The sequence below is a fragment of the Kitasatospora sp. NPDC023120 genome (genome assembly GCF_055560835.1).
The window spans coordinates 44,774-62,412 of the sequence record NZ_JBVHHY010000037.1 but is presented as its reverse complement, the minus strand read 5'-3'; the positions used below and the strand labels follow the sequence as shown (position 1 = coordinate 62,412).

The window sequence follows — 17,639 nt, the reverse complement described above, 5'->3', positions numbered from 1 at the left end:
ACGGTCCGCAAAACAGACACCACGAAGCCGCCGCCGGAGAAGAAGACAAAGAAGTCCAGCACCCCTCGACCTCGCCGCACAGGTTAAAGATCAAGTTAGGCGCCGCCTTGCCTGTTATTCGGACGCGCCAGTTTTGGCTTCCGCAGGTGCCACAGGGGCAGAACGCATTAAGGTCGAATCCGGTTCACTTTCTTGCGCCTCCTCCACTCCAGCATGTGCCGGGACGGCCAGCAACTTGGTGGCTTTGCGCAACCAGGGCTCCGTCATTCTCGTGGCATATCCGGCTTGATGGGTGATGGGGCGCTTCGGGCTGCTGCGCGGCTGCCTGCCTCGGGGCGAAGCAGAGGCAGGCACGGCTTCCAGTAACCACAAGGTGTCGAGTCCCTGCGGAAGACCGTGCCTGCACGCTCATCATCGCCCGCTCTTGCTGGGCTGGGCCAACTGGCCGATGCGACTTCGCTCTTACCCAGCGATCATCCAGGTCTCTTGGCCCGTTTGAGGGGCTCCCTGTCCGAGTCCGGGAGGTCACCCATCCGTGTGACGGGATCATTTGTACGTCGCCTGCCCTGGCTCCTTGGCCGCAGGCCTCGTCGTCGGCCCCCCAGGGGCAGACTTACCCTCGCCATCCTCCAAGCTTCAGAAAACCAACGTTTGCTGAAGATCGCCGGAGCGAGATCGCAAAGACCCCCAGGGCCTTCAAAAACTCCTTCAGAAACCGGGGTGGTTCAACAACCTCCGACCACCCTTTTCTGAGAGGATTCGGGCGTGAGCACGCCACTTGAACCGGACCAGTTCGAACTCCTGGTCGCCGAACCGGCCGTCCGGACCGAGATCCGCATCGGATACGCACGGGTGTCCACCGGCGGACAGAAGCTCGACCGTCAGATCGACGCCCTCACCGAAGCCGGCTGCCGCCGGATCTTCGCCGACAAGAAGTCCGGCAAGGACGACGACCGCCCGGAGCTTCAGGCGTGCCACGCCTTCCTCCAGCGCGGCGACACCCTGGTGGTCCCCGCGCTCGACCGCTACGGCCGGTCCCTGCAGGACCTGATCAACATGGTCAGCGAGCTCCGGCGCCGGGAGATCGGCTTCACCTCGCTGCACGAGCGCCTGGACACCACCACCCCCGGCGGCCGGCTCGTCTTCCACGTCTTCGCCGCCCTCGCCGAGTTCATCCGCGAGCTGATCGTCTCCGGCACCCGCGAGGGCCTGGCCGCCGCCCGGGCCCGCGGCAAGGTCGGCGGCCGGCCCTCGGTCAACCCGGACATCATCAAGGCCGCGCGCGACATGCTGCCCAACCCCGACCTCTCGATCACCGCGATCGCCAAGCTCCTCAAGATCAGCCCGGGGACGCTGTACAACCACATCCCCGACCTGCGCGAGCTCCGCACCAGCCGCATCCCCTCCCAGGTCGAGGGCGGCGCCCGGTGATCCCCGGCCCGCACTGGCTCAAGGGCGGTGCCCTCCGGCCCATGAGATGAGCGTTCGGCTCGACAACGGGGCGGGCGCTGGTCCCCAATGATTCACTTAAGATATTTCTTCTTAAGCGCCTTTATATCGTCATCGTGAAGGGGCGAAGAGGAGAGAAGTGCAATCATTAAGGCAAGTTGCTCTCGCGACTCCTTTGACCTGCACTGAAAGCCTAGCCACTTCGGATATGCATCTATGACGAGCCGCAAGTCCGGATCGTAGTGGAGGGCTCCCACCTCGGACATAGCGAGCCTCCTGCCGTCCGAAATGCTAATTTCATCTTTGGTTATTGTGCATGTCTCTCCATCTGCGAGCAGCTCCCTGACAGGCCACTTCGGCCTGTCGCGGTGGACCTTATTCGACCCGCCGCCGCGACGCTGCCACCAGTGCTTCTTTGGCGAATTGTCGAGGGCTTCTTGGATTACATTCCAAATCAATCGACTGTCGCCCGGGTCCTTGGACCATTGAGTGAGGGCTTGTTTAACTCCAGGATCACGCTCTGCCAATACCTCCACAATGGATTGAACGGTCCAGGCGTCATGCTCCCTGTCCGCAATAGGCAGGATATTTATTAACTCGCTTGTCGACAGCGAACTCCAGTCGTCGCCACTCACCAGTGCCTCCAGTCGGACCACTGCGCCGAACTCGTCATCTAGCCCTGGAGGATGGGGGTCCTGCGCACGGTTAAGTCATCAGCTCCATCGGATGGGTTTCGGGCGGCTGGCAGTATCGAGGATTCACCCGGCAGGATGTGTCGAGATCATCGTCTGCAGTTGAGGCAAGCGGCGACGGCTACCAGTCGCTGGGCTGGGAGAGAATGGTGGGGTTGGGTATTCCTGCAGTCTCAGGGGCTGGGAAGCCTGCCTTTTTTGCGCACTTGTAGCAACAGATCAGCGGTAAATCTTCGTATTTCTGATGACTGAAGACCTCGCTGGGTTCACAGTCAAGGAACTTGCTGATCATGAAGGTGGCCTCATCGGGCTCGATTCCTAGCTTCATAAGTGCGCCGGTCAGCCATTTACCGCCTCCGCGGAGGCAGAGAAGTGTGTCAGTGGGCGCACTGCAGATGGTGCATGTCGGCTGCATTGCCAGTCCATTTGGATCTATTCGTTGGTTATCTGATCTATTTCCAGTGTGCGCCTCGGCCTCCGAGCCTTCTAGCTGAGCAGTGCGCGGTCAGGCGAAGGCGACGTTCCGGGTCGACCTGGCGCTGTCGGCGAGGGTGCCACTTTGGACGACATAGGTGCCCGGTCAGATCCAGCCAGCCGCGCGCGCCTTCTCCGCAGCGCCGAGGAGCAGTAGGAGGCCCGCTCCTGCCCGGTGACCGTCCCGTATCAGGTACGGCTCGTACGGGCTGTAAGTGGTGTCCGGCTCAGAATGAAGCCCCACCAGAAACACGTCGCTGTAGACCTTCTTCTCGTTTTCGCTCACCTTGCCGACTTCGAGTCCCTTCTCATCCCAGACCCTGCCGTACTCGTTGACCCTCCCCCTGAGCATCCCCAACGTGTCGTAGACGCGCCCGGAGGCATCCACCGAGCCGACTTTCGATTCGGATGAGTCATACACGGAACCGGAGCGGTACCAGCCACACGCCATTCTCTTGTCGTCGTAGATCGCGCCCATGGGCTGCTCCGTTCCGTTGAACGAGCTGCACAGCAAATGAGTGGATGTACAGCCGCATTCCGGTGTGGTCTTGGAGGCGAACGAAATCCCCAACTTCCATTGCATCACCGCAGCCTGAGGAGTGCATCTGGTCACCCTCAGCAACGAGGGGGCGTGCTGGTGCTAGCTGAACTGACGAACACAGACCGCCCGATCAGCGATTCCTACCAGTACTGGATACCAAGGACGGCATGGCCTTGAGCCTACCGAGGCGCGAGCGGACTGAGGCACCTTCAGCGCTACTTTGCGGCTGGGGTCAGAGGTAGGACTCCGGGGCCACCACGGAGGGTGCGGACAGCGGTACGAGGGCCGGGCGTCGGTGAGCTGGGTGACGGCCGCCGCGTCGATGCCGGAGTACAGCTCGGTGTACCAGCCGTCCGGGTCGTTCGTGCGGTCGAGGGGCACGTAGGCCCGGCCGTTCCAGGCGCTCAGGGGAGCGGACGCTCGCCAGTCCGCCCGCTGCTTCGGACGTTGAGCGCCGAGGGCGTGTCGAAGGCCTCGGCGGCGGAGAGCCAGCGGCGTTCCGGCTGGCGGGCGAGGAAGGCGCCTGTCCGGTTGCCCGGTGTCGTCCTGCCGGCCCCGAAGGGCAGGGGCCGGTCAGGCATGAAGGCGCGAAAGACTCCGGCGGGCTGGTCCGGCGTACGCCAGTGGGCGCCGGGTTGACGTCGGGGCAGGGTCTGCTCCCGCTCGGGCTCGTCCCGTGTGGTCGGGTCCGCGTTCATGCGGTGGCTCCGGTCCGGACGTCCAGACCGAGTGCGTTGAGGCGCTGCGCGCACGCCGCCGGCGTGGTGAACAGCTCGGCGCGCATGCCCGCCGCGCGGGCTCCGTCCACGAAGGTCAACTCGTCGTCGAAGTAGAAGACGTTCGCCGGGTCGAAGCCCATGAGCTCGGCCGCCGCGCGGAAGGCGAGCGGAGAGGGCTTGGTGACGCGCAGGTCGGCGGACGCGAACGCGAAGTCGGGGTGGATCCCATGCAGGCCGAGGTCGCTGTGCATCGCGTCGGTGAAGTTGGACAGGATGCCGCAGACGGTTCCGGCGGCCGTCAGCTGGCGGAGGAGGCCGATCATCTCGGGGTCGGGGCGTCCGCGGTCGGTGCGCCACGGTTCGATCGCCGCCCTGGCCTGGTGTCCGTGGTCGGTGACCAGGCGCTGTTCGACGCCGGCCGCCCACTGGGCGTCGGTCATCAGGCCGACCTTCGCCGCCTCGTAGTCCGGGTGGTCGTAGGCGTAGCGGGCGAGGGTGCCGGGGGCAAGGCCAGCGGCTGCTTCGCCTTGTGCCGCGCCCTCGTTTTCGAAGTGCTGGAAGAGGCCGTGCAGGTCGAAGAGGAGTGCCTGGATGGGACTCACGCGGTGTTCTCCGTTCTCGTGCAGGTCGGTAGTCCGCCCGGTCGTGAGGTGGCGGGGTGGTTATGAGGCCTGGCGCTCGGTCAGGGGGCGGTCTGCCCGCCCTTCTCGATCGCGCGGCGGTACAACGCCTCGTACTGGTCGGCCACGGTGGCCCAGGAGTAGGTGGCGTGAGCGTGGACGGCGGCATTGGCCGCGCGTCGGCGACGCTCGCGCCACTCGCGTACGGAGCGGGTGATGACGGTGGTCAGGTCATCGACGCTGTTGGGGCGGGCGAGGTAGCCGTTGGCGTCTTCGCCGGTGGCGGTGATGATGCGTCCGGGTCCTCCGCTGGCCGTGGCAACGGGCGGGCATCCGGATGCCATTGCTTCGACGTAGACCATGCCGAACGGCTCGCCGACGGCCGGTGCGACCATGAGGTCGGCGGTGTGGAAGCCGGAGGGGAGGTCGGTGTGGTCCCGCCAGCCGGCGAAGTACACGTCGTCCTCGATGCCGAGGCGCTGGGCGAGGAGGGCCGGGTGCTCGCCTTCGTGCTCTCCGGGGTAGCCGCCCCACATGATTAGGGCGGGAGCCGGGCTGAGGTGGCGGCGGGCGCGCGCGAAGGCCTCCAGGAGGATCGGCACCTTCTTGAACTCGAGGAAGCGGCCGACCCACAGCAGGATGGGACGAAGCTGGCCGGTGCGGGGATCCCGCAGACGGTCGACGTCGTGCTCGGCGTACCGGATGCTTCCGGGGCCTTGGCCGGGGGCCCAGCCGCGGGGGTCGGTGACCAGCCAGCGACGGAGGTTGGCCAGCCGCTCGCCGTCGGTGAGCCGGGCCGGGCGGAAACGGGCGGTGTCGCAGCCGTTGGTGATGACCGGCACGTCCTGGAGTCTGAGGCTGGGCAGGAGTTCGCGGGCGAGGTCGCGGTCGTGAACCGAGACGGTGACGACGTGGCCGGCCAAATCGGCGGCATGCTGGAAACGCTGGTACCAGGGCTCGGAGTACCGCCATTTCCGCCAGTCGGTGGTGGCAAGCAGGTCGTGTTCCTCCTCGCTCAGGCTGCCGGCGGTGGCCAGGCGGTCGACCTCCTTCGCGCGCTCCTGCGGGTCGAGCTCGTTGAGCCGCAGGGCGAGGCTTGCCACGCTGGCGTCCAGGCGGTGGGCGAGGTGTATGCGGGCGATAATCCCCTGGAGCTGCTTGAGGTCGGTGCCGTGCACGGTGGTGATGGTGGGGACACCGGGGTAGGCGCGCATGGCGGCGAACTGCAGGTAGGACAGGTGGTGGAGGTGGAGAACATCGAGGCCCGTCGACGGCCTGTTGTCCAGCAGGTGGCGCTGCCATGCTCCGGCGAGGCGGATGGCCGAGGTCGGCGGGACGGCGGAGAACAAGGGGTCGGGGCAACCTCCCGGTACACCGCCGGAGCGGTCCTCGTAGGAGGGGTGGAAGGGTTGGGGATGGCCCTGCGGGTCCTCTCCGGCTTTCCAGGCCGCATGGGCGGGGTTGTAGTCGTAGGGGTGGAGGTTGAGGCCTGCGTAGAAGGTGGGAGCGTGGCCGACGTCGCCGGGCCGGCCGAGGGAGCCGGCGTGGATGCGGGTGTTCCAGCCGCGGATGTTGAACTCGCCGAGGAGGTACCGGGCCACCTGTGCCGAGCCGCCACGGGGGAAGAAGATCAGGGCGGTGTCGAGGTTCAGCGGGGGCATTCCGGGTCTCTCCTCGGTGCTGAGCGGTGGGTGTGGTCGGGGTCGGCCGGGGCCGCCAAAGCGGCCCCGGCGGTGCTGTGTCAGGCCCGGGTGGGGGTCTGCGGGGCTCCGAGCTCCCGGGCGAGCTGGAGCAGGTCCGGCCCGTACTCGGGGTCGGCGAGCGCGGCCGCGAACTGGGCGCGCAGGTAGGCGGAGGGGTTGCCGGTGTCGTACCAGGTCCCCTCGATCACCTGTCCGTAGACGGCACGGGTGGCGGCGTAGGCGTTGATGGCGTCGGTGAGGTAGATCTCGCCGCCCGCGTCCTTCTCCCAGCGCTTCACCTGTTCGCGGATCTCGTCCACGATGCCGGGGGTGATGACGTAGCCGCCGATCGCGGCGTACGCCGACGGCGCGTCCTGCGGGTTCGGCTTCTCGACCAGGCCGGTAATGCGCAGCTGCCCGGCGCCCAGGTCCTCCTTCACCACGGGTACGCCGTAGCGGTGGGAGTCGGCGGGGTCCATGGGCATGAGCGCGAGAACCGGGGAGTTGGTGGCCTCGTAGGCGCTGATCAGCTGCTGGGCGCGCGGAACGGCAGCCACGAAGACGTCGTCGGGCCACAGGACCAGGAACGCCTCGTCACCGAAGTTCCGCGCGGCGTTGAGGACGGGAGTGCCGTTGCCGTACGGGCCGTGCTGGTCGAGGTAGGTGATGTGGCCGAGCCGGGAGAGCTCTCCGATCTCCTCCACCGCATCGGCGAACGCCGTCTTCCCGTCGGCGCGCAGCTGGTCGACCAAGACGGGGTTCGGGCGGAAGTGCTCCTGGATGAGGCTCTTGCCGGAGGAGACGACGATGGTGATGTCGGTGATCCCGGAGGCGATGAGCTCGCGGACGGTGTGCTCGATCACCGGCTTGTCGCCGACGGGCAGCATCTCCTTGGGGGTCGCCTTGGTCAGCGGCAGCAGGCGGGAGCCGAGGCCGGCGGCGGGGATGACGGCTCGGCGGATCGTCCTGGTCATGGGGTCCTCTCGGGTAGGAGGTCGGTGCCGGGCCGACGGGCGGCCCGGCGGATCACGCGGACGCTACCAACGATCACAATGTGATCCCCTAGCGTTGCTGGCCCGGGAGTTGAGCCCACTTCGTCCCGACGTACTTCGCCGGGAGCAGGCCGTCCAGCGAGACGAGGAGGCCCTGCTCGCCCTGCGGGATCACCACCTGCATGTCCGGCGCGTGGTCGAGCAGCACTTCACGGCAGCCACCGCACGGGGCGACGATCCGCGCCGGACCGCCCTCGGACGGCTTCGGGTACCGCACGGCAGCGGCCGCCAGGAGACGGCGGTCGGTGTTCAGCCGGGCGATCCCGAGCGCGACCATCTCCGCGCACACGCTGTACCGGCCCACCATCGCCTCCAGGTGGACGCCCACCCACACCTTCCCGTCCTCGGCGATGATCGCCGCCCCGATCTGGTGCACGCCCTCCCGGTACCGCGCTCGGATCGTCTCGAACGCGGTGGCGACCAGACGGGCCGCGCCCGGGTCCGAGCAGCGGTAGGCCGGGTTGACCTCGAACACCGGGGAGACGTCGGCCGTCACCGTTGCGCCCCGTCGTGGTCGTGGTGGATCTGCGACGGCATCGGTCCGCGGCTGCCCTGGTACTTGCCCGTGTACAGGAGGGCTTCGCCGACGGCGTCCCAGAAACGCACCTGCGCGAGGGAGTCCCCGGCGTAGATCCTCAGCGGCTGCACCACGCGCAGCTGGTGGGTGAGCTGGCCGAAGGAGCCCTGGTCGATCAGGTCGGCGGTGACGTGGGAGAAGGCACCGAGCCGGGCGGAGCCGGAACGGGAGCCCATGGTGGGGACGAAGTACTCGCTGCCCACCACCTCCACCGAGGCGGCGAGGTAGATACGGTCGGGCTGCAGTTCGAACCCCTCCGGAGGGATCTCCACCACCTCGTACGGGTTCGGGCGGCGGGTGTCGAGGACGGCACCCGTGTAGTAGAGGAGTTCGTTGCCGAGCGTGAGGTTGTAGGAGTTCGGGTTGACCCGCTGCTCGTCGAACGGCTCGATCCGGATGCGCCCGGCGCCTCGCTGGCGCACGATCTCCGGGCCGGTGAGGATGGCCACGATTCGGCTTCCTTTCGTGGGTCAGGCGGCAGGTGTGAGCGCCGGCAGCGGGGTGGAGTTGGCGGCGAGGAGCCGCGGCGGCGGCGCCGTCGCCTGGTTGATGCAGCCGAAGTGCCCCGCGTAGGGCTGCTTCTTGCCAGTTGGCACCCAGAAGGTGACCTGTCCGAGCTTCATTCCGGCGTAGACGACGGTGGGCTGGACCACCTCGATCTCCAACGTCCACTGGTGTTCGGGGCCGAGGTTGCCCATGTCGGCGGAGTACTGGGTGAAGACGCCGAGGCGGCCGAGGGAGGATCGGCCGATCAGGCTCGTGACGAAGTGCGCGCTGCCGATCCGCTCCACGGTGGTGCCGAGGTAGATCCGGCCAGGCAGGAGCAGGGCCCCGCCGACCGGGATCGTGAACTCGTCCAGGGGGTGGTCGTCGTGGGCGTCGATGGCGTGGGTGCGGTGGACGGCCAGTGTGGGGCCGAGGAGGTAGTTGTAGGAGTTCGGGTTCACCTGTTCCTTGAGGAACGGTTCGATGGTGATCCGGCCGGCCGCCCTCTGCTCCGCGATCTCGGGGCCCGTGAGGATCACGCGAGCACCTCGTTTGCGATCTGGCGGGCCCGGGCGCGCAGCATCTCCCGGGAGCCGGTGTTCTCCACCCTGTGGTGCGGCGTGATGGCGATCTCCGCCTCGGTGGGGTGCGACTCGTCGCCGGGGCTGAGGTCGCCTCGGCCCTCCTTGCGCAGGCGGCGCAGGTCGTCCGGCGCCCACACCTGGATCATGGTGAAGCCGAGGTCAGCGAGGGCGTCGACGTCGGGGGCGCGCATGTCGTCGCAGAGGACCACCGCGTCCTGCGGTACCTCCTGCACGCGCCAGGTGAAGCGGTCGGTGAGCGCGCCGGGGTTGATGCGGCGCAGGTGGTGACCGAGCGCGTTGAGGAGCTGCCCGTCCTGGACGCGGCTGTCGGCGAGCGGTCGGCCCGCGGTCGCGTACACCACGCCCTGCAGCTCGTACAGGGGCTCGGCCAGGCGGAGCCGGACCACCGTGAAGCCGCGGCTGGTCAGCTCCTCGGCCAGGTCGCCGGTGAACGTCGACTTCCCCGCGCCGGGCCTGCCGTACGTAGCGATGCGCTTCATCTGCCGTTCCCTTCCTCGGGAATCTGCGCCCCGGGGCCCGAAGTCGTTCCTGCCTTGGGCTGGGGCGGTGGGTCTGTCTGCTGGCCTGCACCTTTGCCGCGTCGCTGGGCGAAGGCGGTGTGGCTAGTCGATATCCGGGTGGGTGGCCGCACCGGTTCGGCCACCCACCCTGTCCTGGCGCCCTCGCGCCTCCCGGGGGAAGAGGCATCGAGCTCGGCGCCCGGACGGTCCGCCGGCCTCGGTGTGATCACCACACGCATGGCCGACGGGATCTGGACCTGCACGCGACGGCGCTGCGGGGGTGGGGGATTGGTCCGGCGGCCCTGGTCCCGTAGCCCGGGCCGCCGGGGTCTACGCTGCGCGCAGCGGCCAGGGGCCGGTCGCGCCGATGGCCACAGCCGAGCGAGCACGGACGTCGAACACGACCGCATCGGCCGGACGTGAGGTCTCCTGCGTCGAGGTGACGTCCGCGGTCGGCTCGTCGTCCGTCGGCCGGAGCACCTCGACCTCCATCTCGAACCATCCGGTTCGGGCGCCGGTGGCCTTGTTCCGGTGCAGCCCGTGCGCCGCGGCCAGGCTACGTACGACCAGTAGACCGCGGCCGCCTTCCGACGCCGAGCGGCCCCGGCCCAGGCGCACGGTCCCGGTGCCCGGGTCCGTCACCTCCACCCGGATACGGCCACTGAGGGTGCGAACAGCGATGACGTGCAGCTCCTGGTTGCCCGTCCCGTCGGTGCCGTGGACAAAGGCGTTGGTGCCCAGCTCGGACGACATGATGCCAAGATTGTCGACCTCACTCGGCGACAGACCCACGCCCCGGAGTCCGTTCACCAGCCGGTGGCGAATCTCCCGAACTCCTCTGGCGCTAGCGCCAATTCTGAACTCAACCAGGGACATGACTGTTCCTCCGGGGTGCCGCTGCGGCAGCGGTGGGGGGTGGTTCCGGGGAAGCGGCCGAGGCGGTCGCAATGGCCGTCCGGCACTCGGCCCACCTGCGGTAAGCCCTGGTCTGACGGTCGATCAAGATCGTTGCGAGAGAGCAGCGAAGGCAAAGCGAGCCGCGCAACTCCCAACGGAGCGCTCGCCTTTCGTTACGCAAAGCATGGACGCTGGCACGAAGCAGCGCAACCTCTTGTGAACAACGCGCAAGCTTGCACGAATCTCCGCAATGTAGTGGCATATGCCGCTCCAGGGCGGTGGCGCGCATGTCCTGCGGAGGGGCACACTGTGCTCACGATCTCCGAAGGAGGGGGCAAGGGGTGGCATTCGTCCAGACCGTGAGGCGCATGCAGTTGGGCGCTGCGCTCCGCCGGATCCGCGAGGACAAGGGGCTGACCGCAGAAGACGTCAGCAAGGTCCTGCCGAACTGGAGCGTCTACAAGATCAGCCGCGCCGAGACAGCCAAGGGCGCGGTCAAGGCCGACGAGGTCGCGCAGATCCTCGACTTTTACGAGGTCGACGACGACGTGAAGGCCGGCCTGCTCGACATCGCCAAGAACGCTGGCAAGCAGGGCTGGTGGGTCAGCTACGCCGACGTCGTGAACGATCAGACCGTCAGCATGGCCTCCCTGGAATCCGACGCCTCGGCGGTCAAGACGTACCAGTCGGCCTTCATCCCCGGGCTGTTCCAGACTCCCGACTACTCGCGAGCCATTTTCACCGAACTCGGCGGCTACATGGACGGGGACGCGGAGGCGAAAGTCGAGGTGCGGATGGCGCGGCAGTCCGTGCTGACTCGCCCGAAGGCACCGGAAGTCTGGGCCGTGATTCACGAAGCGGCGCTGAATGTGAAGGCTGGCAGCCCCAACGTCATGCACGCTCAGCTCGAGCGATTGATACAGCTCAGCCGCCTCCCCAACGTCAACATCCAGGTCATGCCGATGGACTGTGCGCTCCATCCCGGAATGGACGGCGCCTTCACCATCCTCGGATTCCCCTACCGTCCGACGCTCGATGTGGTCCTCGTCGCCGCTCAGGCAACCGAACTGTGGGTCGAGGAAAGAGAGCAGGTAGGGGTCTATCACGCGGCTTTCCAGAAGATCACGGCCGAGGCCTTGCCGCTGGACCGGTCGCTTGCATTCATCACCGAACAGAGAGACAAGATCAAGTGAGTCACTACCCGAACGCGGCGGCCCTGGGCATCACGCTGCGCAAGTCGTCCTACTCCAACCAGAGCGCGGACTGTGTCGTCGTCGGCAGCCTCGCCGGTGAGGTCGTGATCGCGGACAGCAAGAACCTCGAGGGCCCCGCACTGCGTCACCAGCCGGAGGCGTTCGCCGCCTTCATCCAGGCCGTTGCCGCCGACGCCTTGGTGCCGGTCAAGGTCTGAGCGTGACTGGACCGGCACTCCCGTAGCGTGCCGGCCTGGCAGACAACTGTCGCTCGCCGCCTTGCCGAGCGGCTTCACGACCGACCTCGCGGCCTGCGGCCTCGACACTCCCGTAGCGGATGTCGAGGCCGCAGGAACAGCGCGCTCGTTGATGGTACGCACGGTCATGACCTCTGGCTACGTCCGGACGGCCGCTGTCTCGCCTCCACCTGGCCGTCCGAAACCAGCTCCGGTTGGGTCGGCGGCGCACACGAGCGCGGCCAGGGCGTCGTAGTAGACCGCGTGGTCGACCACCGCGGCCACCACTGTGTCCAGGTGCCCGGTCAACGTCGGGAACTCCTCCGGGTCCAGCGCCGCCAACGCTTGTCGGGTGAGCAGTTGCGCGGCCTTCGGCTCGTGGTGGTCCACGAAGGACGCGGCCCCGAGGGTGAGCAGGTACAGCCGCCGGTAGACGGCGATGGCCTCCCCAGGGCTCATTCCGACGGCCAGGGAAGCAGCAAGCTGCGGCTCCACCAGGCGCTTGAGCAGTTGCGGGCTCATCCACGGTCGGGCGCCGCGCAGCGCCACCAGGCCCGGATGCGCCGTCAGCACCTCGTACAGCGCGCGGAACCGCAGTTCGGTGGCCTCCGCCCACGCGGTGCCCGGCTCGATCTCCGGCAGCCGGGCGGCGAGGTGGTCGGTGACCAGGTCGAGCAGTCCGGCGAGGCTGGTGCAGCGGCGCTGCAGCGACCCGACCGAGATTTTCAGCCTCGCGGCCAGAGTCCGGAAGGTCAGGCCGCCGGGCCCGTCCTGATCAACGATCAGAAGCGCGGTCTCCGCGATCCGTTGCGGCGTGGCGCGATCAAGAGCAGCAGATTGTCCAGACATGCGATACAGCGTACGATACGGCGTATCGCTACGCCAGGCTCATACAACCTCTCGGAGGGTGACCATGACCAGCACAGCGCTCGACCCCCTTTTCGTCGCCACCGACAGCGACCGCTTCACCGAACGACACCTCGCCAACCTCATCGCCGGCACCCGCGCGGCCGTCCGCGTCCCCCACTTCCTCACCCCCACCGACTGCCAGGCCGCCATGGCCGCGCTCGACCGCCTGCCCACCGCGGACTACGACCCCACCCGCGTCCCCACCCCGATCGTCCGCTTCGGCCCCGCCCTCAACGACTACCGCACCCCGCACGCCACCCTCGACACCAACCGCTACTGGCCCGCCGCCGACACCGCCCGCCAGACCTGGCAGCACGCCGCACTGCGTCCCGACCCGGTCGCGATAGCCCTCGGCCGGCTCGCATCCGCGTGGGGCGCCGCCGTCCTGCCGGCCACCATCGGCGGCCGCCCCGTCTTCGGCGGCACCCTGCGGGAGATCAACGCCGGGGCCCTGATCCACTACGACGACATCAACCGCGAGTTCCCCGCGGGCCTGTTCGACCAGGAGGTCGTCGCCCAGCTCGCCTTCAACGTCTGGGTGGCCGCCCCGCTCAAGGGAGGGGCCACCACCGTGTGGCGCCACCGCTGGGAGCCCGCCGACGAACAGCACCGCCAGGCCTACGGCTACCGGCCCGAGGCCGTCGAGCACGCCCAGCCCGTCAGCCTCACCCCACAGCTCGGCGACGCGCTGCTGTTCAACCCCGCCAACTTCCACTCCGTCGAACCGAACACCGGCCGCCGCGTTGCCTTCGCGTTCTTCCTCGGCCTGACCACCACCGGCCAGCTCACCGCCTGGTCGTGACCCACTCCCACAGGAGCAGCACCGTGCACCAACTCGAGTACGGCGACGTCAAGGCGGCCGCCGAGCGAATCTCCGGCCGCGTGCGCCCAGTCGCCCTGGCCCAGGTCGACCGGGGCGCCATCCGCACCGCTCACCGCGACCCCCTGGACGACCGGCCCGCCGACCAGTGCCAGGTGTGGCTGGGGCTGGAGTTCATGCAGCACACCGGCAGCTTCAAGGCCCGCGGTGCGCAGAACTTCCTGCTCGGCCACGCCGAGGCCGGCACCCTGCCCGACACCGGGATCACGATCGCCTCCGGCGGCAACGCCGGCCTCGCCTGTGCCTGGGCCGCCCAGCAGCACGGCGTCCTCGCGACCGTGTTCCTGCCCACCACGGCCCCGGCGGTCAAGGTTGACAAGCTCCGCGCCTACGGAGCCGACGTCCGCCTGGTCGGCACCGAGTACGCCGAAGCCCTGGCCGCCTGCGAGGAGTTCGCGACCGCCACCGGCGCGCTCGCCTCCCACGCCTACGACCACCCGCTCATCGCCGCCGGCGCCGGAACCCTGCTGGAGGAGATCCACCAGCACATCCCCGACCTGGACACCGTCGTCGTCGCCGTCGGCGGCGGAGGCCTCTTCGCTGGCGTGGCCGCCGCCGCCCGCCACCACGGCATCCGCGTCGTCGCCGTCGAACCGGAGAACTGCTGCGCGCTGAACGCCGCACTGGCCGCCGGACACCCGGTCGACGTCACCGTCGACTCCGTTGCCGCGGACTCCCTCGGCGCCCGCCGCACCTCCGTGATGGCCCTGCGCGCCGCCCAGCAGCACACGGTGCACTCCGTCCTCGTTCCGGACAGCGAGATCACCAGGGCCCGCCAGGCCCTGTGGGACCACCGCGGCGTCGCCGTCGAACACGGCGCCGCAACCGCACTCGCCGCCCTCACCAGCCCCGACCGGCACAGCCCGGACCGCGACCTGCCCACCCGACCGACCGGGCCGAGCCGCACCTACCGGCCCGCCCCCGGGGAAAAGGTCTGCGTCGTCCTCTGCGGCTCGAACACCGACGTCACCACCCTCCTCGAGCCCCAGGGCTGACCAGAACGTGGAGGGGCAGCTGGGGCTGCCCCTCCACCTACCGCTCGAAGGCCCCTGGCCCCGGGAAGCAAGAGCTTGGTATTTGTCCTGTTCAGAGCAGACATGCCGGGCCCGTTAATATCGTGACATCTCAATCGGACTCACCTCGGAGGGTAGAACCGTCGTGGCACCCGCACTGCTCCCCCTCGCCCCTCCGACCGTTGACGACCTGCGCCGGGCGCACGGTGCCCTACTTCGCCGACCCGACGTCACACCGGAACGCGCCCGGCAGTACAACACCGTGATGGGTGAGCTGGAGCAGGCCGTCCGGCAGCACACGGTGCCGGACGGCCTGCTCACGGCCGACGCCCTGGAGGCTTTCCTCAGCGCGGCCGAGGACGGTCTCTACCGGACGGCCCCCGGCGGTTCCGGGGAAACCGCGGCCGTCACCAACCGGGTGCGCGTCGGATGCCTCAACGCCCTCTCCGCCCTGGCCGGCCGCCCGCTGGACCTCGAACACCGCGTGAACGCCCCCGGCCCCAAGCGCGGCACCACCAGCCGGGAAGCACGCGCGCTGCGCCGCTACCTCAAGACCGCCAACGAGAAGCCGCTGCTGGACGACGACCACGCCCGCATCCTGCTGGTGATGGGCCTGGTCCTGGACACCCGCGCACGATCCGGCGAGCTTGCCGCGATGCTCACCACCGACATCACCACCATCGAGCCCGAGGACGGCCGTGCCAAGCCGTTCACGGCCGCGCGGCTTCGCCTCAACCCCCAGCGGCGCCCCGGTCCCCAGCGGATCCTCACCGAGCCGATCAGGCTCCACCCGGTGACCCTGGACTCCCTCGAGCGCTACCGGCCGATTCGCGCGCGCCTGGTGGACGAGCTGCAGGCGTGGGCGGCCCGGCACCCGGACCAGGACGTCCGCCCGCACCACCACCATCTCTTCGTCTCGCTGCACCCGAACCACACAGGCGGCCGCCCCAGCGTCGAAGGCGGCACGCCGCTGCGGCCCGCCGGAATGCCACTCCAACCGCAGGGCCTGCGGCGGGCATACGACCGCGGTGCCGAGCGGATCAACGCCGCTCGCACCCGCGGCTCCCGCCCGCTACCGGTGATGGAGCAGCTCCGCAGGATCGCCGACAGCTAACCTCCTGCCCTGTGTGGGATATCCCGTAGGTTCCGTCATCCACAGTCACCTCGTTGTCCCAGGTAAACGCTGGTGACGACAGCGGATGGACCGGTTCGATCATGATGGTTCTTCAGGATTCCCGAAGAACCATCATGATCCACCGCCGGACAGCACGGGCAGAGGACCGCAGGCCACATGACCAACACCCCTGCGCAAGGGTCGAGTGGCTGATCGGAAAGCACGGGGTATCCCCCAGGCGGGACCAGAAATGCCCGTTGCCATATCCGAGGCCAAAAACCAGGCATGACGACGGACTGCCCGGTCGTCGTCCGTGCGGGCGGAGTGGCCTCGCCTGCCAGCGCGCCTGGCCCCGGCTTCACTCCGAGACCGATGTAGTGGCTCCATGGGCTACGTGGCCGCTGGCACCACCCTGCAGGTCATCGGAGCCGCCGTGGCGCTACTCGGCATCCGGAAGACCTACCGCGAGAACGAAGGCGGCCGCTGGTGGGTCGTCCTGGTCCCGGAATGGGAGTGGCTCCGCCGAGCCGCGACGAGGACCGTGGCCACGCTCAGGAAGACGGCGGTCCGGCTGTCCCTGAAGCTGACCGAACGTCGCCGAGGTCGGCTCGCCACGAGTGCCCCGCTGGGGACGGTCGCCTCCACCGGAATCGCGTTCCTGCCTGGCAGCATGCCAAGCGAGCCGGTGGCCGCCCAGATCGCCTGGCTGCACCAGAAGGTGGAGGCGTTGACTAAAGACGTCGGCCAGCACGCCCAGGTCGCCGAGATGCGGTGGAGCCATCTGCAGGCGGATCTCGACCGCACCAACGCGCAGCTGCGTCAGCGGACCCGGCAGGTCGCCATCGGCGGCCTCTTCTACCAGGCCTGGGGCCTGCTGCTGGTGACCGCCGGCGTCATGCTCGCCGCAGTGCCCACGGTGTACCAGTGATGTCCGAAGCCACGGGATATCCCACATAAGAGGTGAGAACTCGACGGCTTGGCGGCCGCAGTGGCCGAGGGGTCGGCTGAGCGCATCCCCGCCGCGGCCGGCCGCACCGGCCGCGACTACGTGCGCGCCGCGCATGAGCGGTTAGCCTGAGGTCATGACCGGACGGCGCAAAGATGCAGAACCCTCTGCAGCGGGCGGAGGGGACAGCGGCCGCGCCACCAGCACAGCCAAGGTGAAGCCCCTGAAGAGCAAGAAGGGCTCGCCAAAGCACCCGCTCAAGATCAGTAAGCGCGTGCAGGAGGTCGTGCAGGAGGTGCACCGCAAGCATGAGCAGCGGGCCCGCAACGCCCGCCTTGATAAGTCGCTGAAAGACTTCAGCAAGCCCATGCCTGTGGAGGCGGCCGACAATGCGAATGCGATCATCCTGGGGCCGAACCCACCCCTTTACCCGCCACCGCCACGGCCATGAGCGACGACGTGATTTGGCGGCCAGATGACGTGGATTGGCGGTTAGCAGTCAAGAAGCGCGACACCGTCCCCTTACGAGGATTCACGTGCACCCGTGCACGTCACGGGGCTAAGTGGCCGCCATTCTATGAGGACGAAGTCCAGCGTCACCTGCGACAGCACGCCATCGCGGCCATCAACCGCAGCCGCGACCAGGGACGGGACGGACGGCTGATCATTGCCGAAGATAGCCACGGAATCGCTGCGGCCTACACGCACGAGCGAATCGCACCGCCTAAGCGCCATCCCAGCGTGACCGTTCCAGTCGGCGTCGCCGAGCGGGAGATTTGCTTCCTTGGTATCGCACTGTGGCGACGTGGCACAGGCTTCGCCGACACGGTGGTAGCACACGCCCTGTGGGATGTACTCGATCGCGAACCGAATGCCCAGCTTGTTTACGTCTGGGGTCAAGTGGACTACCGGAATAAGCACAGCCAGAAGATGCTCACTCGATCTCATTTCGTCGAAGTGTCCCGCGGAGCGCCCGGTGACCGGCTCGGCTGGTGGCTCCGGATGATCCCCAGACCACAGGTTGCCGCACCTTCGACCAGCACCAGTTAGTTCA

The 17,639-nt window shown here is 68.2% G+C and carries 21 protein-coding genes; 9 read left to right on the top strand and 12 right to left on the bottom strand.

Annotation, left to right across the window (positions count from 1 at the left end):
- Positions 1-765: 765 nt before the first annotated feature.
- Positions 766-1,431, top strand: coding sequence for a recombinase family protein (locus tag ACZ3TI_RS36165; RefSeq protein WP_465733965.1), 666 nt, complete (start codon positions 766-768; stop codon positions 1,429-1,431).
- Between the two features lie 92 nt (positions 1,432-1,523).
- Here the strand turns inward: ACZ3TI_RS36165 and ACZ3TI_RS36160 are convergent, their stop codons facing one another.
- The 11 genes from ACZ3TI_RS36160 to ACZ3TI_RS36110 all read right to left on the bottom strand — a co-directional run bounded on the left by ACZ3TI_RS36160 (position 1,524) and on the right by ACZ3TI_RS36110 (position 10,273).
- Complete coding sequence (locus tag ACZ3TI_RS36160; protein WP_465733963.1) at positions 1,524-2,084, bottom strand: hypothetical protein; 561 nt, start codon at positions 2,082-2,084, stop codon at positions 1,524-1,526.
- A gap of 637 nt (positions 2,085-2,721) precedes the next feature.
- Complete coding sequence (locus ACZ3TI_RS36155; RefSeq protein ID WP_465733961.1) at positions 2,722-3,093, bottom strand: hypothetical protein; 372 nt, start codon at positions 3,091-3,093, stop codon at positions 2,722-2,724.
- A 467-nt stretch (positions 3,094-3,560) separates the two neighbouring features.
- Positions 3,561-3,854 (bottom strand): hypothetical protein, encoded by a 294-nt coding sequence (locus ACZ3TI_RS36150; protein ID WP_465733959.1) that lies wholly within the window; start codon positions 3,852-3,854, stop codon positions 3,561-3,563.
- Positions 3,851-4,477, bottom strand: coding sequence for an HAD-IA family hydrolase (locus tag ACZ3TI_RS36145; RefSeq protein WP_465733957.1), 627 nt, complete (start codon positions 4,475-4,477; stop codon positions 3,851-3,853). The genes ACZ3TI_RS36150 and ACZ3TI_RS36145 overlap by 4 nt, the downstream gene beginning before the upstream one ends.
- Positions 4,478-4,557: 80 nt before the next feature.
- Positions 4,558-6,156: a glycosyltransferase family 4 protein gene (locus ACZ3TI_RS36140; protein ID WP_465733955.1), complete on the bottom strand. Its 1,599-nt coding sequence runs from the start codon at positions 6,154-6,156 to the stop codon at positions 4,558-4,560.
- A gap of 80 nt (positions 6,157-6,236) precedes the next feature.
- Positions 6,237-7,151: a UTP--glucose-1-phosphate uridylyltransferase gene (locus tag ACZ3TI_RS36135; RefSeq protein WP_465733953.1), complete on the bottom strand. Its 915-nt coding sequence runs from the start codon at positions 7,149-7,151 to the stop codon at positions 6,237-6,239.
- An 88-nt stretch (positions 7,152-7,239) separates the two neighbouring features.
- A complete protein-coding gene (locus tag ACZ3TI_RS36130; RefSeq protein ID WP_465733951.1) occupies positions 7,240-7,725 on the bottom strand; it encodes a cytidine/deoxycytidylate deaminase family protein in 486 nt (161 codons plus the stop codon).
- Positions 7,722-8,255 carry a dCTP deaminase gene (locus ACZ3TI_RS36125; RefSeq protein ID WP_465733949.1) on the bottom strand — a complete coding sequence of 178 codons (534 nt, stop codon included), beginning with the start codon at positions 8,253-8,255 and terminating at the stop codon, positions 7,722-7,724. Before ACZ3TI_RS36125 ends, ACZ3TI_RS36130 begins: the two co-directional genes overlap by 4 nt.
- Positions 8,256-8,276: 21 nt before the next feature.
- Positions 8,277-8,831: a dCTP deaminase gene (locus ACZ3TI_RS36120; protein ID WP_465733947.1), complete on the bottom strand. Its 555-nt coding sequence runs from the start codon at positions 8,829-8,831 to the stop codon at positions 8,277-8,279.
- Complete coding sequence (locus ACZ3TI_RS36115; RefSeq protein WP_465733945.1) at positions 8,828-9,376, bottom strand: hypothetical protein; 549 nt, start codon at positions 9,374-9,376, stop codon at positions 8,828-8,830. Before ACZ3TI_RS36115 ends, ACZ3TI_RS36120 begins: the two co-directional genes overlap by 4 nt.
- Before the next feature lie 351 nt (positions 9,377-9,727).
- Positions 9,728-10,273 (bottom strand): ATP-binding protein, encoded by a 546-nt coding sequence (locus ACZ3TI_RS36110; protein ID WP_465733943.1) that lies wholly within the window; start codon positions 10,271-10,273, stop codon positions 9,728-9,730.
- A 362-nt stretch (positions 10,274-10,635) separates the two neighbouring features.
- Between ACZ3TI_RS36110 and ACZ3TI_RS36105 the strand changes: the two genes are divergently transcribed.
- The gene (locus tag ACZ3TI_RS36105; RefSeq protein WP_465733941.1) at positions 10,636-11,487 is read left to right on the top strand and encodes a helix-turn-helix domain-containing protein; all 852 of its coding nucleotides are present in this window, start codon (positions 10,636-10,638) and stop codon (positions 11,485-11,487) included.
- Positions 11,484-11,705, top strand: a complete 222-nt coding sequence (locus ACZ3TI_RS36100; RefSeq protein ID WP_465733939.1) for a DUF397 domain-containing protein — start codon at positions 11,484-11,486, stop codon at positions 11,703-11,705. The genes ACZ3TI_RS36105 and ACZ3TI_RS36100 overlap by 4 nt, the downstream gene beginning before the upstream one ends.
- Before the next feature lie 177 nt (positions 11,706-11,882).
- Here ACZ3TI_RS36100 and ACZ3TI_RS36095 read toward each other — a convergent pair whose 3' ends face one another.
- The gene (locus ACZ3TI_RS36095) at positions 11,883-12,572 is read right to left on the bottom strand and encodes a TetR/AcrR family transcriptional regulator (protein ID WP_465733937.1); all 690 of its coding nucleotides are present in this window, start codon (positions 12,570-12,572) and stop codon (positions 11,883-11,885) included.
- Between the two features lie 64 nt (positions 12,573-12,636).
- On the opposite strand from ACZ3TI_RS36095, the gene ACZ3TI_RS36090 reads away from it, so the two are divergent.
- The 6 genes from ACZ3TI_RS36090 (at position 12,637) to ACZ3TI_RS36065 (ending at position 17,635) form a co-directional block, all read left to right on the top strand.
- Positions 12,637-13,434 (top strand): L-gamma-glutamyl-L-propargylglycine hydroxylase BesE, encoded by a 798-nt coding sequence (locus ACZ3TI_RS36090; RefSeq protein ID WP_465733935.1) that lies wholly within the window; start codon positions 12,637-12,639, stop codon positions 13,432-13,434.
- Between the two features lie 23 nt (positions 13,435-13,457).
- Positions 13,458-14,507 carry a serine/threonine dehydratase gene (locus ACZ3TI_RS36085; protein ID WP_465733933.1) on the top strand — a complete coding sequence of 350 codons (1,050 nt, stop codon included), beginning with the start codon at positions 13,458-13,460 and terminating at the stop codon, positions 14,505-14,507.
- Positions 14,508-14,670: 163 nt separating this feature from the next.
- Positions 14,671-15,639, top strand: coding sequence for a hypothetical protein (locus ACZ3TI_RS36080; RefSeq protein WP_465733931.1), 969 nt, complete (start codon positions 14,671-14,673; stop codon positions 15,637-15,639).
- A 385-nt stretch (positions 15,640-16,024) separates the two neighbouring features.
- Positions 16,025-16,567, top strand: coding sequence for a hypothetical protein (locus tag ACZ3TI_RS36075; protein WP_465733929.1), 543 nt, complete (start codon positions 16,025-16,027; stop codon positions 16,565-16,567).
- A 154-nt stretch (positions 16,568-16,721) separates the two neighbouring features.
- A complete protein-coding gene (locus ACZ3TI_RS36070; RefSeq protein ID WP_465733927.1) occupies positions 16,722-17,036 on the top strand; it encodes a hypothetical protein in 315 nt (104 codons plus the stop codon).
- Positions 17,033-17,635 (top strand): hypothetical protein, encoded by a 603-nt coding sequence (locus ACZ3TI_RS36065; RefSeq protein WP_465733925.1) that lies wholly within the window; start codon positions 17,033-17,035, stop codon positions 17,633-17,635. Before ACZ3TI_RS36070 ends, ACZ3TI_RS36065 begins: the two co-directional genes overlap by 4 nt.
- Positions 17,636-17,639 lie beyond the last annotated feature (4 nt).

Excerpts from the sequence above, each read along its gene's own strand:
- ACZ3TI_RS36070 (WP_465733927.1), top strand. The coding sequence starts at position 16,722 with ATGACCGGACGGCGCAAAGATGCAGAACCCTCTGCAGCGGGCGGAGGG.
- ACZ3TI_RS36150 (WP_465733959.1), bottom strand. The coding sequence starts at position 3,854 with ATGAACGCGGACCCGACCACACGGGACGAGCCCGAGCGGGAGCAGACC.
- ACZ3TI_RS36140 (WP_465733955.1), bottom strand. The coding sequence starts at position 6,156 with ATGCCCCCGCTGAACCTCGACACCGCCCTGATCTTCTTCCCCCGTGGC.
- ACZ3TI_RS36155 (WP_465733961.1), bottom strand. The coding sequence starts at position 3,093 with ATGGGCGCGATCTACGACGACAAGAGAATGGCGTGTGGCTGGTACCGC.
- ACZ3TI_RS36135 (WP_465733953.1), bottom strand. The coding sequence starts at position 7,151 with ATGACCAGGACGATCCGCCGAGCCGTCATCCCCGCCGCCGGCCTCGGC.
- ACZ3TI_RS36115 (WP_465733945.1), bottom strand. The coding sequence starts at position 9,376 with ATGAAGCGCATCGCTACGTACGGCAGGCCCGGCGCGGGGAAGTCGACG.
- ACZ3TI_RS36095 (WP_465733937.1), bottom strand. The coding sequence starts at position 12,572 with ATGTCTGGACAATCTGCTGCTCTTGATCGCGCCACGCCGCAACGGATC.
- ACZ3TI_RS36075 (WP_465733929.1), top strand. The coding sequence starts at position 16,025 with ATGGGCTACGTGGCCGCTGGCACCACCCTGCAGGTCATCGGAGCCGCC.
- ACZ3TI_RS36065 (WP_465733925.1), top strand. The coding sequence starts at position 17,033 with ATGAGCGACGACGTGATTTGGCGGCCAGATGACGTGGATTGGCGGTTA.
- ACZ3TI_RS36110 (WP_465733943.1), bottom strand. The coding sequence starts at position 10,273 with ATGTCCCTGGTTGAGTTCAGAATTGGCGCTAGCGCCAGAGGAGTTCGG.
- ACZ3TI_RS36090 (WP_465733935.1), top strand. The coding sequence starts at position 12,637 with ATGACCAGCACAGCGCTCGACCCCCTTTTCGTCGCCACCGACAGCGAC.